At 70.0% G+C, this 17,994-nt stretch carries 1 protein-coding gene; it reads left to right on the forward strand.

Going from position 1 to position 17,994, the window contains the following annotated elements; translation table 11 throughout:
* Positions 1–30 precede the first annotated feature (30 nt).
* The gene (locus tag CCN37_RS41620; RefSeq protein WP_086824400.1) at positions 31–17,991 is read left to right on the forward strand and encodes a type I polyketide synthase; all 17,961 of its coding nucleotides are present in this window, start codon (positions 31–33) and stop codon (positions 17,989–17,991) included.
* Positions 17,992–17,994 lie beyond the last annotated feature (3 nt).

A 17,994-nucleotide genomic window follows, 5' to 3' on the forward strand; every position in this document is an offset into this window, starting at 1 on the left:
CCCCCACCAGCTTCTCCGAGGACGGACGACATGGCGAACGACGACAAGCTCAGGGACTACCTCAAGCGCGTCATGGTGGACCTGCGCCAGACCCGCAGGCAGCTGGACGAGCTGGAGTCCAAGGACACCGAGCCCATCGCGATCGTCGGCATGGCCTGCCGCTACCCCGGCGGCGTCGCGTCCCCGGAGCAGCTGTGGGACCTGGTTTCTTCCGGGCGGGACGCGGTGTCGGGGTTCCCGGCCGACCGCGGCTGGGACCTGGAGGGGATCTACGACCCGGACCCCGACCGCGCCGGGAGGACCTACACCCGGCACGGTGGTTTCCTCGACGACGCGGCCGGGTTCGACCCCGCGTTCTTCGGGATCTCCCCGCGTGAAGCGCTCGCGATGGACCCGCAGCAGCGGCTGCTGTTGCAGACCTCGTGGGAGGCCATCGAGCGCGCGGGCATCGACCCGATGTCGGTGCGCGGCGGGCAGGCCGGCGTTTTCGTCGGTACCAACGGCCAGGACCACGCCAGCCTGCTGCGCTCCGGTGACGAGGAGACCGAGGCGCACGCCCTCACCGCCAACACCGCCGCGGTGATCTCCGGTCGCATCGCCTACGCGCTGGGGCTCGAAGGTCCCGCGGTCACAGTGGACACCGCGTGCTCGTCGTCGCTGGTGGCCATGCACCTCGCCGCGCACGCGCTGCGCCAGGGGGAGTGCTCGCTCGCGCTCGCCGGTGGTGCGACGATCATGGCCACTCCCAACACGTTCATCGCGTTCAGCCGTCAGCGCGGGCTGTCATCGGACGGCCGTTGCCGCGCGTTCTCCGCTTCGGCGGACGGCACGGGCATGGCCGAGGGCGTCGGCGTGATCCTGTTGGAGCGCCTGTCCGACGCGCGTCGCAACGGTCACCCGGTGCTCGCGGTGATCCGGGGTTCGGCGGTGAACCAGGACGGTGCGTCGAACGGCCTGACCGCGCCCAACGGACCCTCGCAGGAGCGCGTCATCCGGCAGGCGCTGGCCAACGCCCGGTTGACGCCGGAGCAGGTTGACGTGGTGGAGGCGCACGGCACCGCCACCGCGCTGGGCGATCCGATCGAGGCGGACGCGCTGCTCGCGACCTACGGCCAGGATCACCCGGCTGACCGACCGCTGTGGCTCGGGTCGATCAAGTCCAACATCGGTCACTCGCAGGCCGCCGCCGGTGTGGCCGGTGTGATCAAGATGGTGATGGCGCTCCAGCACGGAGTGCTTCCGCGGACGCTGCACGTGGACGCGCCGTCACCGCACGTGGACTGGGCTTCGGGCAATGTCCGCCTGCTGACTTCGGCTGAGCCGTGGCCTGATGTGGACCGGCCTCGACGTGCTGGTGTCTCGTCGTTCGGGGCGAGCGGAACCAACGCGCACGTGATCCTTGAGCAGGCCGTCGCGGAGCCCGCACCGGTGGCTTCGCCCGCCGCTGGGCCGGTGGCGTGGGTGCTGTCCGGCAAGTCCGACGCGGCTCTGCGCGCTCAGGCCGCGCGTCTTCTGTCCTTTGTGGACACGTCGGCTTCTCCGGTGGACGTCGCGCTCTCGCTGGCCACCACGCGGTCCGCTTGGGAGCGCCGCGCGGCGGTTGTGGGCTCGTCGGTGGAGGAGCTGACCGAGGGGTTGCGTGCCGTCGCCGCCGGTGAAGGTTCGGCGCTCGCGGTGGAGGGTGTTGCGCGCTCCGGCAAGGTCGGGTTCGTGTTCTCGGGTCAGGGTTCGCAGCGCCTGGGTATGGGTCAGGAGTTGTTTGACACGTATCCGGTGTTCGCGGCGGCCTTTACGGAGGTCGTCAACTACTTGACGGTGGACGTCAAGTCGCCTGATCTGGATCAGACCGGGAACGCCCAGCCTGCGTTGTTCGCTCTCGAAGTGGCGTTGTTCCGTTTGCTGGAGTCGTGGGGTGTGCGGCCGGATGTGGTGGCTGGGCATTCGATTGGTGAGATCGCGGCTGCTCACGTCGCTGGGGTCCTGTCGCTGAAGGACGCGGCGGCTCTGGTGGGTGCTCGGGCTCGGTTGATGCAGGCGCTCCCGGTTGGTGGGGCGATGGTGGCGGTGCAGGCTTCTGAAGCGGAGGTGCTGCCGCTGCTGACGGATGGCGTGGGGATCGCGGCGATCAACGGGCCGGAGTCCGTTGTGGTATCGGGTACCGAGGACGCGGTTCTGGCGGTTGTGGCGCAGTTCGCGGGACGCAAGACCTCGCGGCTCAAGGTGTCGCATGCGTTTCATTCGCCGTTGATGGAGCCGATGCTGGCGGAGTTCGCCTCGGCTCTCTCCGATTTGACGTTCAACGAGCCGCAGATCCCGATCGTGTCGACGTTGACCGGGTCTTTGGTGGAACGCTGTTCCGTTGAGTACTGGGTTCGGCATGTGCGGGACTCGGTTCGCTTCGCGGATGGCGTTCGGGCCATGCGTGAGCAGGGGGTGACGCGGTTCGTTGAGGTAGGACCGGGTGGTGTGCTCTCGGCGATGGTGCAGGGCTGCGTGGACGACGCGGTGGCCGTGCCGGTGCTGCGCGCCGAGCGGGCGGAGCCGCAGGCGATCGTCACCGCGCTCGCGCAGCTGCACACCCACGGCGTGCCCGTGGACTGGAGCGTCTTCGGCGGCGCCAAGGTCGATCTGCCGACCTACGCCTTCCAGAAGGAGCGCTTCTGGCTGGACAAGCCCGCGCCGGTGGTGGACGCCGCCGACGCCGAGTTCTGGGCGAGCGTCGAGCGCGAGGACGTCGCTTCGCTGGCGACCGCGCTCGGGCTGAGCGCGGACGAGCTGGACGCCGTGGTGCCGAAGCTGTCCGCATGGCGCAGGCAGCGGCACGAGGTGTCCACTGTGGACAGCTGGACCTACCGGATCGACTGGCAGCCGCTTCCCGAGATCAAGTCCGCCGCGCTCGCCGGGAACTGGGTCGTCGTGGCGGAGGAGGGCGACGAGCGGGCGGCGGCCGTCGCTGAAGGGCTCGGCGCTCGACTGGTCACGGACCTCGCCGAGCTGACCGAAGCGGACGGCATCCTCTCGTTCGGCTCCTTGACGGCTACCGTCAAGCTGCTCCGAGCTGGCGTTGAGGCGCCGCTGTGGTGCGCGACCCGGGGTGCGGTCCACGACAACCTGGACCCGGACCAGAGCATGGTGTGGGGCCTCGGCCGAGCCGTCGCGCTGGAGCACCCGCAGCGGTGGGGCGGTCTCGTCGACCTTGGTGAGAACGTCGACGTCGGACGCCTCGCGGCGGTGCTCAACCAGACGAGCGAAGACCAGGTCGTCATCCGCGACAACGGCGTCTTCGCCGCGCGCCTGAGCAGGGTTCAGCGCGGGATCACCGAGCCGTGGACGCCGCGCGGCACCGTCCTGATCACCGGCGGGACCGGTGCGCTGGCCGGGCACCTCGCGCGGTGGCTCGCGAAGGCGGGCGCCGAGCACCTGGTGCTGACCAGCCGTCGCGGGATGGAGGCGCCGGGGGCCGCCGAGCTGAAGGCCGAGCTCGAAGCGTCGACCGAGGTCACTGTGCTCGCGTGCGACATGGCCGACCGCGACGCCGTGCAGAACCTCCTTGCGGAGCACACCTTCACGTCCGTCTTCCACACTGCGGGCGTCGAGCAGTTCACGCCGTTCGACGAGCTGACCGACGAGGACTTCGCCCGCACGCTGGGCGCGAAGGTCACCGGCGCGGCGCTCTTGGACGAGCTGCTGGGCGAGCGGGAACTCGATGCCTTCGTGCTCTACTCCTCGATCGCCGCCACGTGGGGCAGCGGCCAGCAGACCGCCTACGCCGCCGCGAACGCCTACCTGGACGGACTCGCGCACCAGCGCCGGGCGCGTGGGCTGGCCGCGACTTCCGTGGCGTGGGGGCCGTGGGGCGGCGGCGGCATGCTCACCGACTCCGACGAAGCGCAGCTGAGCCGTCGTGGTGTGAGCGCCATGCGCCCCGACCTGGCCGTCTCCGCGCTGAGGCGGGCACTGGATTCCGGCGAGACCGCCATCGCGGTCGCCGACGTGGACTGGGGACGGTTCATCCCCCCGTTCACCCTGAACAGGCCGAGCGCGTTGCTCTCCGGCTTCACCGAGGCGGCTCCTGCTGAAGAGAACGCCGCGCCGTTGGTGGCGAAGCTGTCCGGACTGTCCACTGAGGACCAGATCGCGGCGCTGCTGGACATCGTGCGCGGGCAGGTCGCTGCCGTTCTCGGGCATCGTGGCGCCGATTCCGTCGAGACCGACCGCGCGTTCAAGGACCTCGGGTTCGACTCGCTGACCGCGATCGAGATGCGCACCAAGGTCGGCGCGGCGACCGGGCTGTCGCTGCCCGCCACGCTGATCTTCGACTACCCGAACCCGTTGGTGCTGGCCGAGTTCCTGCACGCCGAGCTGTTCGGCTCAGCTGCTGCCACCACCCGTGTGGTGACCGCGTCGGCGGACGAGCCGATCGCGATCGTGGCGATGAGCTGCCGCCTTCCCGGCGGCGTCGCCTCGCCGGAGGCCTTGTGGCAGCTGGTGTCCGAGGGGGTCGACGCGATCTCCGGGTTCCCGGGCGACCGGGGCTGGGACATCGACTCCCTGTACGACCCCGATCCCGAGAGGACTGGCACGACCTACGCGCGCGATGGCGGCTTCCTGGCCGACGCCACGGACTTCGACGCCGCGTTCTTCGGGATCTCCCCGCGCGAGGCGTTGGCGATGGACCCGCAGCAGCGGCTGTTGCTGGAGGCCTCGTGGGAGGTCTTCGAGCGCGCCGGTCTGACTCCCGCGCAGGTGAAGGGAACGCGGACCGGGGTTTACGCTGGGCTCGCGTTCCAGGGTTACGGCACTGAGTCCGGCACCAAGCCGGACGGTGTCGAGGGCCACCTGCTCACCGGGGGCGCCTCGAGTGTCGCGTCCGGTCGCGTGGCTTACACCTTCGGGCTCGAAGGCCCTGCGGTCACGATCGACACGGCGTGCTCTTCGTCGCTGGTCGCGCTGCACCTCGCAGTGCAGTCGTTGCGCAGCGGCGAATCGGACATGGCGCTCGCCGGTGGTGTGTGCGTCATGGCCAGCCCCAACGTCTTCGTCGAGTTCAGCCGCCAGCGCGGGCTCTCGCCGGACGGCCGCTGCCGGGCGTTCTCGGCGGACGCGGACGGCACCGGCTGGTCCGAGGGCGTCGGCATGATCCTCGTCGAGCGCCTTTCCGACGCGCAGCGCTTCGGCCACCCCGTGCTCGCCGTCGTGCGCGGCACTGCGATCAACCAGGACGGCGCGTCCAACGGGCTGACCGCGCCCAACGGTCCCGCGCAGCAGCGCGTGATTCGCGAGGCCCTCGCCGCCGCGGGGCTCGCACCGTCCGATGTGGACACTGTTGAGGCCCACGGGACCGGCACCACGCTGGGTGATCCGATCGAGGCGCAGGCGCTGCTCGCGACCTACGGGCGGGACCGCGACCAGCCGCTGTGGGTGGGCTCGCTGAAGTCCAACATCGGCCACACGCAGGCCGCGGCCGGTGTCGCCGGTGTGATCAAGATGGTCATGGCCATGCGCAACGGCGTGCTGCCGCAGACGCTGCACGCGGGCGAGCCGACGCCGCACGTGGACTGGTCGGCGGGCAACGTGCGGCTGCTGACCGAATCCGTGCCGTGGCAGGTCGACCGACCGCGCCGCGCGGGCATCTCCTCCTTCGGCGCGAGCGGCACCAACGCCCACGCGATCATCGAGCAGGCTCCGCCCGGAGAAGCCCCGAGAACGACGCCGGAGCCGACCGCCCCGGTCCCGTGGGTGCTGTCCGCCAAGAGCGCCAAGGCTCTGCGCGCGCAGGCGGCCCGCTTGGCGGAGCACCTGACCGACCGGGACTGGAACCCAATTGACATCGGGTTCTCCCTCGATGGCCGCGCGGCGTTCGAGGAGCGCGCGGTCGTCGTCGGGACCGACCGCGAGTCACTGCTGGAGGGCTTGCAGGCGTTCACTGTCACCGGCACGGCGACCACCAAGGGCAAGGCTGTCTTCGTCTTCCCCGGCCAGGGTTCGCAATGGCAGGGCATGGCCGTGGAGCTGCTGGAGACATCGCCGGTGTTCCGCGAGCGCATCGCCAAGTGCGAGCAGGCGTTGGAGCCGTTCGTCGACTGGTCGCTCACCGAGGTCCTTCGCGGCGTTGAAGGCGCTCCAACGACCGACCGCGTTGACGTCGTGCAGCCCGTGCTGTGGGCCGTGATGGTGTCGCTCGCGGAGCTGTGGCGGTCCTTCGGCGTCGAGCCCGCTGCGGTGATCGGCCATTCGCAGGGCGAGATCGCGGCGGCGGCCGTCTCCGGCGCACTGTCCCTTTCGGACGCTGCTCGCGTGGTTTCTCTGCGCAGCAAGGCTTTGCTGGAGCTGTCCGGGCTCGGCGGCATGGTGTCGGTCGCGCTGCCGCTTGCGGACACCACTGCGCTGATCAGCCAGTGGGACGGCCGGATCGGCATCGCGGCGGTCAACGGTCCTGCCACCACAGTGGTTTCCGGTGACGCCGACGCTCTGGACGAGCTGATGGTGGTCAGCGAGCAGCGTGACGCCCGTGCCCGCCGCGTCAACGTGGACTACGCCTCGCACTCCGCGCACGTGGAGCGCATCGAACAGCGGCTGGCCGAAGTTCTCGCACCGATCGTGCCGCGTTCCGGGGGAGTGCCGTTCTACTCCACGGTGACCGGCGCGCTGATCGACACCGGCGAAGTGGACGCGGAGTACTGGTACCGCAACCTGCGCCAGACCGTGCTCATGCGCGAGGCGGTGGAGGCCGCGATCACTGACGGGCACGACGTGTTCGTGGAGAGCAGCCCGCACCCCGTCATGATCATGGCACTTGAGGACACGATCGAGGCTTCCGAGGCGACCGCCGCCGTTGTGCCTTCGCTGCGCCGCGACCAGGGCGGACTTGACCGCTTCACGCTCTCGCTCGGGCAGGCGTACGTGCACGGCGTCGTCGTCGACTGGTCCTCGCTGCTGCCCGGCAAGCAGATCGAGCTGCCGACCTACGCCTTCCAGCGCGAGCGCTTCTGGTTCGAGCCTGCCTCGGCGACGGTCGCCGCTGCCCCGGTCGACGAGGTCGAGTCCGGGTTCTGGGAGTCGGTGGAGCGTGAAGACCTCGACTCCATCGCGGAGACCCTGGGCGTCGGTGCGGACGAGTCGCTGAGCGCGATCCTGCCGCGCCTGTCGGCCTGGCGGAGGTCCCGCCGCGAGCAGTCCGTTGTGGACAGTTGGCGTTACCGTGTCACGTGGAAGCCGCTGACGACAGCTCCGGCTGAGCTGTCGGGTACGTGGATCGTCGTGGCCACCGAGGAGACCGAGTGGGTTTCGGCGGTCCGCTCGGCGCTGTCCGGTGAGCTGGTGATCATCGACCTCGCCGCCGATCGCGCGGCGCTGGCGGCTCAGCTCCGCGAGCTCGGCCCGGTCAACGGCATCGTGTCGCTGCTGGCGGACGACGCCGGGGTCTCTGTTCAGCACAAGGACTTGACGCAGGGCATCGCCTCCACCGTGCTGCTCGTGCAGGCCCTGGGTGACGCGGAGATCGACGCGCCGCTGTGGTGCGCGACCAGGACCGCTGTCGCCGTCGGGCGTTCCGAGCACGTCGAGGCGCCGGTCCAGTCGCAGCTCTGGGGCTTCGGCCGGGTCGTCGCGCTGGAGCACCCGCGCCGGTGGGGTGGCATGATCGACCTCCCCTCGAACATCGACGCGCGTGTCGCCGGGCGCCTGCTGGCTGTGCTCTCGCAGTCCTCCGAAGACCAGGTCGCGGTCCGGGCTTCGGGTGCGTTCGGCCGCAGGCTCGTTCGCGCGAAGTCCTCTTCGGACAGTCCTCAGTGGACTCCTCGGGGCACCGTGCTGATCACGGGTGGGACGGGTGCTCTTGGCGGGCACGTCGCGCGCTGGCTGGCTGAGGCGGGTGCTGAACACCTCGTCCTGACCAGCCGCCGTGGCATCGATGCTCCTGGAGCTGCCGAGCTGAGCGCGGAACTGGAAGCCTTGGGCGCCAACGTGACCGTCGCGGCCTGCGACGTTACCGACCGCGATTCCGTGGCTGCCGTGCTCGCCGCACACCCGGTGAACGCGGTCGTGCACGCGGCGGGCATCGACAGCCACGCCATGATCGAGGACACCACGCTCGACGAGTTCGCGGACACGCTCTCTGCCAAGGTCGCGGGCGCGGTCCACTTGCACGAACTGTTGGGCGATCAGGAACTGGACGCGTTCATCCTGTTCTCGTCGGGCGCGGGCATCTGGGGAAGTGGCCGCCAGGGCGCGTACTCGGCGGGCAACGCCTTCATGGACGCTCTCGTGGAGCACCGGCGTTCGCGCGGGCTCGCCGGTCTGGCGATCTCGTGGGGCGCGTGGGCGGACGGCGGCATGGCCGCGCAGGGCGATGCCGAGGAGATCCTGCGTCGGCGCGGTGTCCACACGATGCCCGCCGCGATGGCGCTTTCCGCGCTGCGCCAGGCGTTGTCGGACGGTGAGACCACGCTGACGGTCGCGGCGTTCGACTGGGCGCTGTTCGCGCCGAGGTTCACCGTCAACCGTGCGAGCGCGCTGCTCGACGAGCTGCCCGAAGTCCGCCGCGCGCTGGAGTCCGGCGACGAGGAGACCACTGCTGCTGGACCGACTCCCTTGGTGGCCAAGCTTTCCGCTCTCACGGCGGGGGAGCAGGACCGGCTGCTCGTCGACCTCGTCCGCACGCAGGCCGCGACCGTGCTCGGGCACAACGGCGCCACCGAGGTGGAGGCCGGGCGCGCGTTCAAGGAGCTGGGCTTCGACTCGCTGACCGCCGTTGAGCTGCGCAACAAGCTCAACGCGGCGACCGGGCTCAAGCTGCCGACAACGGCGGTGTTCGACTACCCCAACGCGCTCGCTTTGGCGTCGTTCCTGCGGTCGGAGCTGAGCGGGACGAGGGAAGTCGCTGCCGCGTCGACGGTGACTGTGACGGACGAGCCGATCGCGATCGTCGGCATGGCCTGCCGTTTCCCCGGCGGTGCGAACTCGCCCGAGGAGCTGTGGCAGCTGCTGGAGTCCGGCACCGACGTGATCTCGCTGTGGCCGGACGACCGCGGCTGGGACACGGAGGGCATGTACGACCCGGAGCCGGGCAAGCCGGGCAAGACCTACGCCCGCGACGGCGGATTCCTCTACGACGCAGCAGGTTTCGATGCCGGGCTGTTCGGGATCTCCCCGCGTGAGGCCTTGGCGATGGACCCGCAGCAGCGGTTGCTGTTGGAGTCCTCGTGGGAGGTCTTCGAGCGCGCGGGCATCGACCCGATGTCTTTGAAGGGCAGCCAAACCGGCGTGTTCGTCGGCATGGCCTACCAGGGGTACGGCGCGGGGCTCGCTGAGGTTCCCGAGGGTGTGGAGGGCCACTTGCTGACCGGTGGCGCGTCGAGCGTCGTGTCCGGGCGCGTGGCTTACACGTTCGGGCTCGAAGGCCCGGCGGTCACCGTGGACACCGCGTGCTCGTCGTCGCTGGTCGCGCTGCACTTGGCGATGCAGTCGCTGCGCAGTGGTGAGAGCACGATGGCCATCGCGGGTGGTGTGAACGTGATGGCGGGCCTCACCGGGTTCGTGGAGTTCAGCCGCCAGCGCGGTCTGTCGCCGGATGGTCGCTGCAAGGCGTTTGCGGAGAGCGCGGACGGCACGGGCTGGGCGGACGGCGTCGGCCTCGTTCTGGTGGAACGGCTTTCCGACGCTCAGCGCAACGGGCACAAGGTGCTCGCTGTGGTACGCGGTTCCGCGGTGAACCAGGATGGCGCGTCGAACGGGTTGACCGCGCCGAATGGTCCTGCTCAGCAGCGGGTGATCCGGCAGGCGTTGGCCTCGGCTGGGCTCGTTCCGTCCGACGTGGACGCTGTCGAGGCGCACGGAACCGGCACCAAGCTCGGTGACCCCATTGAGGCGCAGGCACTTCTGGCGACCTACGGCCAAGAGCGGCAGGCGCCGCTGTGGTTGGGCACGCTCAAGTCGAACATCGGCCACTCGCAGGCAGCGGCCGGTGTGGCTGGCGTCATCAAGATGGTGATGGCGCTGCGCAACGACCTGCTGCCGAAGACCTTGCACGTCGATGAGCCGACGTCCCATGTGGACTGGTCCACCGGCGACGTGCGGCTGTTGACCGAGGCTCAACCGTGGCCGTCGAACGACCGTCCTCGCCGCGCTGGTATCTCGTCCTTCGGGGTATCCGGTACCAACGCGCATGTGATCGTGGAGGAGTACACGTGCGATGCTGTTTCCGCGCGTGTGGGCCGACCGGGTGCGGGTGTCCCGCTAGACACTGTGGAGGAAGCTCCGGCGGTGCTTCCGGTCGCACCGGCTTCTGCTCCGGCAGAGGTCGCGTGGGTGTTGTCGGGAAAGACGTCAGCCGCCGTTCGGGATCAGGCTTCGCGGTTGCTGTCCATTGTGGATGATGTTCCGTCGCTGGATGTCGCTCGTGTTCTTGCGACCGGGCGCGCGGCGTTGGAGCACCGGGCCGCTGTGGTCGGCTCGGATCGGGACTCGCTGGTCGAGGGCCTGCATGCGCTGGTGGCGGGAACGCCGAACTCGGGTGTCACGGTGGGGCGCGCGGACAACGCGGGCAACGTGGCGTTCCTGTTCTCCGGACAGGGTTCGCAGCGCGCTGGCATGGGCTGCGAGCTGTACGAAGCCTTCCCGGCCTTCGCTGCGGCGTTCGACGACGCGTGCGCGCACGTGGACGTGCACGGAGACCGGCCGCTGCGCGACGTTGTCTTCGGGGACTCGTCGGACCTGGGCCGGACCGAGTTCACGCAGCCCGCGCTGTTCGCGCTTGAAGTGGCGTTGTTCCGGTTGCTGGAGTCGTGGGGTGTGCGGCCGGACGTCGTGACTGGGCACTCGATCGGTGAGATCGCGGCGGCGCACGTCGCCGGAGCGCTGTCGCTGGCCGACGCGGCGAAGCTGGTGTCCGCTCGCGCCCAGCTCATGCAGGCGCTGCCCGCCGGCGGAGCGATGGTGGCGATCCAGGCCACCGAGGCGGAGGTCCTGCCGCACCTCGACGACGCCGTGAGCATCGCGGCGATCAACGGGCCGGAGTCCGTTGTGGTATCGGGTGCCGAGGACGCGGTGCTGGCGGTCGCGGCGCAGTTCACGGACCGCAAGACCTCGCGGCTGAAGGTGTCGCACGCGTTCCACTCGCCGCTGATGGAGCCCATGCTGGCGGAGTTCGAGAAGGCTCTGGACGGGATCGAGTTCCAGGTTCCGGGGATTCCGATCGTGTCGGCGTCGACCGGGTCTGTGGTGGAACGCTATTCCGTTGCGTACTGGGTTCGGCACGTCCGGGACGCTGTTCGGTTCGCGGAGGCACTCGACACCGTTCACGCCCAGGGCGTCAACCGGTTCGTCGAGATCGGTCCGGGCGGGGTGCTCACCGCGATGGCGCAGGGCTGCCTCGCCGACGTCGTCACGGTCGCGCTGCTGCGCTCGGATCGGCCGGAGACGCAGTCGATCACGACCGCTGTCGCTCAGCTCCACGCGCACGGTGTCGCGGTGGACTGGTCGGCGGTGTATCCCGGTGCGGGTGTGGTCGATCTGCCGACCTACCCGTTCCAGCACGAGCGCTACTGGCTGATGCCGTCCGCGCCCGTCGTGGTGTCGGAGGACGGCGGGTTCTGGGACACCGTGGAGCAGGCCGACGTCACCTCGCTCGCCGAGACCTTGGACCTGCCCGCCGAGCAGCTTGAGGCGGTCCTGCCGAGGTTGTCCGCCTGGCGCAGGCAGCGGCGGGACGAGTCCACTGTGGACAACTGGACCTATCGCGTGGACTGGAAGCCCCTGCGTGGGCTCAACGCCCAGCCGTACGGGACGTGGATCGTGCTCGCCACCGAAGAGACCGAGTGGACGACCGCGGTCACGGATGGCCTCGCCGCTCGCGGCCTGAGGGTCTACCCGATCGCCGTTGAGACCACCGCTGACCGCAGCGCCATCACTCGCCAGCTCGTGCGTGCGAGCGAAGAGACGCTGGTTGCGGGCGTGGTGTCGCTGCTCGGCGTCGACGAGCGACCGCATGCGGCGCTGTCCGTGGGCGCCGCGCTGTCGGTGCTGCTCGTGCAGGCGTTGGGCGACGCGGACATTCAGGCTCCACTGTGGACGGTCACGGCCGAAGCGATGCCTGTTGGCGGTGTGGTGCCGAGTGCGGTCCAGAACGCGATCTGGGGCTTCGGCCGCGTGGCCGCGCTGGAGCACTCGCGTCGGTGGGGCGGCCTCATCGACCTTCCGGGTGTGCTCAGCGAGGGCGTGCTCGGGCACCTCGTCGGCGTGCTCGGCCAGTCCGCTGAGGACCAGGTGGTGATCCGCGAGAACGGCGTCCACGGGCGGAGGCTCGCGCGACTGTCCACTAAGGATGGTTCACAGTGGACTCCTCGCGGCACTGTGCTGATCACCGGCGGCACTGGGGCCCTTGGTGGGCACGTTGGTCGTTGGCTGGCGAGCGCGGGGGCCGAGCACCTGGTGCTGACCAGCCGCCGCGGGCTGGACGCGCCGGGCGCTGCTGAGCTGAAGACCGAGTTGGAGGCTCTGGGCGCGCGGGTGACTGTGGCCGCGTGCGATGTGGCTGATCGTGACGCGGTGGCTGCGCTGCTGGCTGAGCACCCGGTGAACGCTGTGGTGCACACGGCGGGTGTGGACCAGCTGGAGCCCCTGGCGGACATGGACTTGGAGTCCTTCGCCGACGTGCTCTCCGCGAAGGTCGGCGGCGCCGTGCACCTGCACGAGCTCGCCGGAGACCTGGACGCGTTCGTGCTCTTCTCCTCCATCGCGGGGGTGTGGGGCGGCGGTCACCAGGCTGCTTACGCGGCGGCCAACGCGTTCCTGGACGGGCTCGCCGAGCGGCGGCGCGCACAGGGGCTCGCGGCGACCGCCGTGGCGTGGGGACCGTGGGACGACGGAGGCATGGCCGAGGGTGAGGAGGCCGGTCAGCGGCTCAGCCGTCGTGGCCTGGTCCGGATGCGCGCCGCGCTGGCGGTGTCCGCGATGCGCCGGGTGATCGGTGTGCCTGCCGCGACGGTGGTCGACGTCGACTGGGAGCGGTTCATCGCGCCCTTCACGGTCAGCCGCTCGAGCGCGCTGCTCAGCGACCTCGTCTCGGTCAAGCAGGCTGAGCCGGAGCTGGTCTCGTCGCCGCTCGTGAACCTCACCGAGGCCGAGCTCGTCGAGCTGGTCCGGACGCACGCCTCGGCGGTGCTGGGGTATGCGGACAGCGGCGCCGTTGAGGCGGGCCGGGCGTTCAAGGACCTCGGTTTCGACTCGCTGACCGCCGTCGAGCTGCGCAACCAGCTCACCGCCGCGACCGGGCTGACGCTGCCGCCGACGCTGGTCTTCGACTACCCCAACGCGCTCGCTCTCGCCGCGCACCTGCGCTCGGAGCTGAGCGGGACTCGGGAAGTCACGTCCGCGTCGGCGGTGACCGTGACGGACGAGCCGATCGCGATCGTCGGCATGGCCTGTCGCTACCCGGGCGGGGTCGACTCGCCCGAAGACCTGTGGAACCTGGTCGCAAGTGGTACTGACGGCATCTCGGAGTTCCCGGAGGACCGTGGTTGGGACGTCGCGAACCTCTACGACTCGAACCCGGACAGCTCCGGCAAGTCCTACGTGAAGCACGGCGGTTTCCGGTACGACGCGGCCGAGTTCGACGCGGCGTTCTTCGGGATCTCTCCGCGCGAGGCCACGGTGATGGACCCGCAGCAACGACTGCTGCTGGAGACCGCGTGGGAGACCTTCGAGCGCGCGGGCCTCGACCCGGAGATGGTGCGCGGCACGCAGACCGGCGTGTTCGTCGGCTCGGGCTACCAGGACTACGCGGCCCAGGCTTTCAGTGCGGCCGATGACTCTGAAGGTTTCTTCGGCACCGGAAACACCGCGAGCATCATGTCGGGCCGCATCGCCTACACCTTCGGGCTCGAAGGCCCGGCGGTCACCATCGACACCGCGTGCTCGTCTTCGCTGGTCGCGCTGCACTGGGCGGTTCAGGCGCTGCGCAACGGCGAGTGCTCGATGGCGCTGGCCGGCGGTGTGATGATCATGGCGACGCCGCGGGCGTTCGTGGAGTTCAGCCGCCAGCGCGGGCTCGCGGAGGACGGCCGGTGCAAGGCCTTCGCCGCGGCGGCTGACGGCACCGGCTGGTCCGAGGGCATCGGCATGCTGCTGGTGGAGCGCCTTTCCGACGCCCAGCGCAACGGCCACAAGGTGCTCGCCGTGGTACGCGGTTCCGCGGTGAACCAGGATGGCGCGTCGAACGGGCTGACTGCGCCGAACGGCCCGGCTCAGCAGCGGGTGATCCGGCAGGCTCTCGCCTCGGCTGGGCTCGCTCCGTCCGACGTGGACGCTGTGGAGGCGCACGGCACGGGCACGCGGCTCGGTGATCCGATCGAGGCGCAGGCGGTTCTCGCGACGTACGGGCAGGACCGCGCGCAGCCGTTGTGGCTCGGGTCGCTGAAGTCCAACATCGGCCACACACAGGCGGCTGCCGGTGTCGGTGGCGTGATCAAGATGGTCATGGCGATGCGCAACGGGGTGCTGCCGAAGACCCTGCACATCGACGCGCCGACGCCGAACGTGGACTGGTCGGCTGGAGCTGTGTCGCTGCTGACCGAGGCCGTTCCGTGGGAGTCCGGCCGGCCGCGTCGTGCTGGTATCTCGTCCTTCGGGGTATCCGGTACCAATTCGCATGTGATCATCGAAGAGGCTCCCGCCTCGGAGGATGGTGTCGGGGCGCCCGGTGACGCCGTTGTGCCGTGGGTGCTCTCGGGCAAGTCCGAGGCGGCGGTTCGCGATCAGGCCCGGCGGCTTTTGTCCTTTGTGGATGATCAGCATCCGGTGGACGTCGGCCTCTCGCTCGCCTCGACGCGCAGCGCTCTGGGCCACCGGGCGGCCGTGGTCGGCGTCTCTCGCGAGGAGCTGCTCGAAGGGCTGCGAGCAGTCGCCTCCGGTGGGTCGGCGCCCGGCGTGGTGCGCGGTCGTCCCGGAGGCAAGATCGGGTTCGTGTTCTCCGGGCAGGGCTCACAGCGTGTGGGCATGGGGCAGGAGTTGTTCGACACGTACCCCGTGTTCGCGGCTGCCTGGACGGAGGTCGTCAACTACTTGACGGTGGACGTCAAGTCGCCTGACCTGGATCAGACGGGCAATGCCCAGCCTGCTTTGTTCGCGCTTGAAGTGGCGTTGTTCCGGCTGCTTGAGTCGTGGGGTGTGCGGCCGGATGTGCTGGCTGGGCATTCCATTGGTGAGATCGCTGCCGCGCACGTCGCTGGGGTTCTGTCGTTGGAGGATGCGGCGACGCTGGTGAGCGCCCGGGCTCGGTTGATGCAGGCGCTCCCGTCCGGCGGGGCGATGGTGGCGGTCCAGGCGTCTGAGGACGAGGTTCTGCCGCTGCTCACCGATGGTGTGGGGATCGCGGCGATCAACGGGCCGGAGTCCGTTGTGGTATCGGGTGCCGAGGACGCGGTGCTGGCGGTCGCGGCGCAGTTCACGGACCGCAAGACCTCGCGGTTGAAGGTGTCGCATGCGTTCCATTCGCCGTTGATGGAGCCGATGCTGGCGGAGTTCGCGGCGGCCATCGAGGGGATCACGTTCAACGAGCCGGAGATTCCGGTCGTGTCGACGCTCACCGGGTCTTTGGTGGAACGCTATTCCGCCGGGTACTGGGTTCGGCATGTGCGGGACTCGGTGCGCTTCGCGGACGCGGTGGAGACGGTGCGCGACCGGGGCGTGACGACGTTCGTCGAGGTCGGGCCGGGCGGCGTGCTCAGCGCGCTGGTGCAGGGTTGCCTGACGGACGTGGTGACCGTTCCGGTACTCCGTGCCGACCGGCCGGAGCCGGAGGCGATCACGACGGCACTCGCGGAAGCGCACGCACGCGGTGCCACGGTGGACTGGACGAAGTTCTTCGTGGGCGGAAGCAAGATCGACCTGCCGACGTACGCCTTCCAGCGCGAGCGCTACTGGCTGGACGCGCCGGAGCCCGTGGCCGGCGACGCCGTGGACAGCGACTTCTGGGAGACCGTGGAGCGCGAGGACTTGGCCTCGCTGACCGCGACCTTGGAGATCGGCGAGAACGACTCGTTCCGCGACGTGCTGCCCAGGCTCTCGTCCTGGCGCAAGCAGCGCCGCGAAGAGTCCGTTGTGGACGGTCTGCGCTACGGCATCACGTGGAAGCGCCTCGGCGACGGCGACACCACGGCCTCCGGGCTGTGGCTCGTGCCCGTGCCGTCCGCGCTGGCCGACGACGCCTGGGTGCAGGACTGCCTGCTGGGCCTCACTGATCACGGAATCACACCGGTCCCGGTGCCCATCGACGCGGGCACCAACCGCGCGCTCGCCACGAAGGCGCTCGCTGAGGCGGCGCACGATCACATGGTCACCGGCGTGCTCTCGCTGCTCGGCGTGGACTCGGACGGCCCCGCGCTGAGCCTGGTGCTGGTGCAGGCGCTGGGTGACGCGCAGATCGACGCGCCGCTGTGGCTCGCCACCAGGAACGCGATGCCCGTCAACGCCTCCGACGAGCTGGAGAACCCGGCGCAGAGCCAGGTGTGGGGCATCGGCATGGTCACCGCGCTGGAGCACGCTTCGCGGTGGGGCGGCCTGGTCGACCTGCCCGCCAAGCTCGACGAGCGCGTGACGAAGCGCCTCGCCTCGGTGCTCGGGCAGGCCACGGAGGACCAGATCGCCGTCCGCGCTTCGGGCTCGTTCGGCAGACGGCTCGGAGCAGTGTCCACACAGGACGGTGCACAGTGGACTCCGCGCGGAACGGTCTTGATCACTGGTGGTACGGGGGCCCTTGGCGGGCACGTCGCCAGGTGGCTGGCGGGGGCGGGAGCTGAGCACGTGATCTTGACCAGCCGTCGTGGGCTGGACGCGCCGGGAGCGACGGAGCTCAAGGCAGAGCTGGAAAGCCTTGGCGCGCAGGTGACCGTCGCCGCGTGCGATGTCGCTGACCGGGACGCCGTGCGGAGCCTGCTGGCCGAGCACACGGTGAACGCGGTGGTGCACACGGCGGGCGGCTCGGACGCGGCGATGCTCATGGACACCACGCCCGCCGAGTTCGCGGAGATGAGCGCGGCCAAGGTCGCGGGCGCGGTGCACCTGGACGAATTGTTGGCAGACAAGGAACTCGACGCGTTCGTGCTGTTCTCGTCGATTTCGGGCGTGTGGGGCGGTGGCGGCCAGGCCGCGTACTCCGCCGCGAACGCCTTCCTCAACGGGCTCGCGGAGAACCGACGGCACCGCGGCCTCGCGGCGACCTCGATCGCGTGGGGACCGTGGGCCGGTGGTGGCATGGTCGAAGCCACCGGCGACGAAGAGCGGCTGAAGGCGCGTGGTCTGACCGCGTTGCGCCCGGAGCAGGCGATCACGGCTCTGCGCCGCGCCTTGGACGGCGGCGACACCGCGGTCGCGATCGCCGACGTGGACTGGGAGAAGTTCATCGTCCCGTTCACGGTGAGCCGGGAAAGCGCGCTGCTGGGCGATCTTCCGCAGGTGAAGCGGGTCGAGCCGCAGGCGCCGGAGGTCGACGCCTCCGCGCTCGTGGCGAAGCTGTCCGGGATGTCGGAGTCCGACCAGGAACGGACGCTGATCGGGATCGTCAGCACGCACGTGGCGACGGTGCTCGGCCACCGGGGCACGGCGGCGGTGGAGGCCGACCTGGCGTTCAAGGAGCTGGGTTTCGACTCGCTCACGGCGGTGGAGCTGCGCAACCTGCTCACCGGCGAGACCGGGCTGACCCTGCCCGCCACGCTGGTCTTCGACCACCCGACGCCCAGGGCGCTCGCGCGGCACCTGCGCGAGGCACTGCTGGACACGGCGGGCGGCGAGGTCTCGGTCTTCGAGGAGCTGGACCGCCTGGAGTCGCTGATCGCGGGTGTCAACCAGGAGGAGGTCACGCGTTCACGAGTGCGGACGCGCCTGCAGGGGCTGCTCGTCGCGCTCTCCGCCCCGGCGGTGGAGAACGGGGAACTGGAGGCCGCGACGGTCGACGACATTTTCGATCTGATCGACCAAGAGCTGGAAATTTCCTAGTTT

It is taken from the genome of Allokutzneria sp. NRRL B-24872, from assembly GCF_002155965.1.
In the GTDB taxonomy this organism is placed as follows: Bacteria; Actinomycetota; Actinomycetes; order Mycobacteriales; family Pseudonocardiaceae; genus Allokutzneria.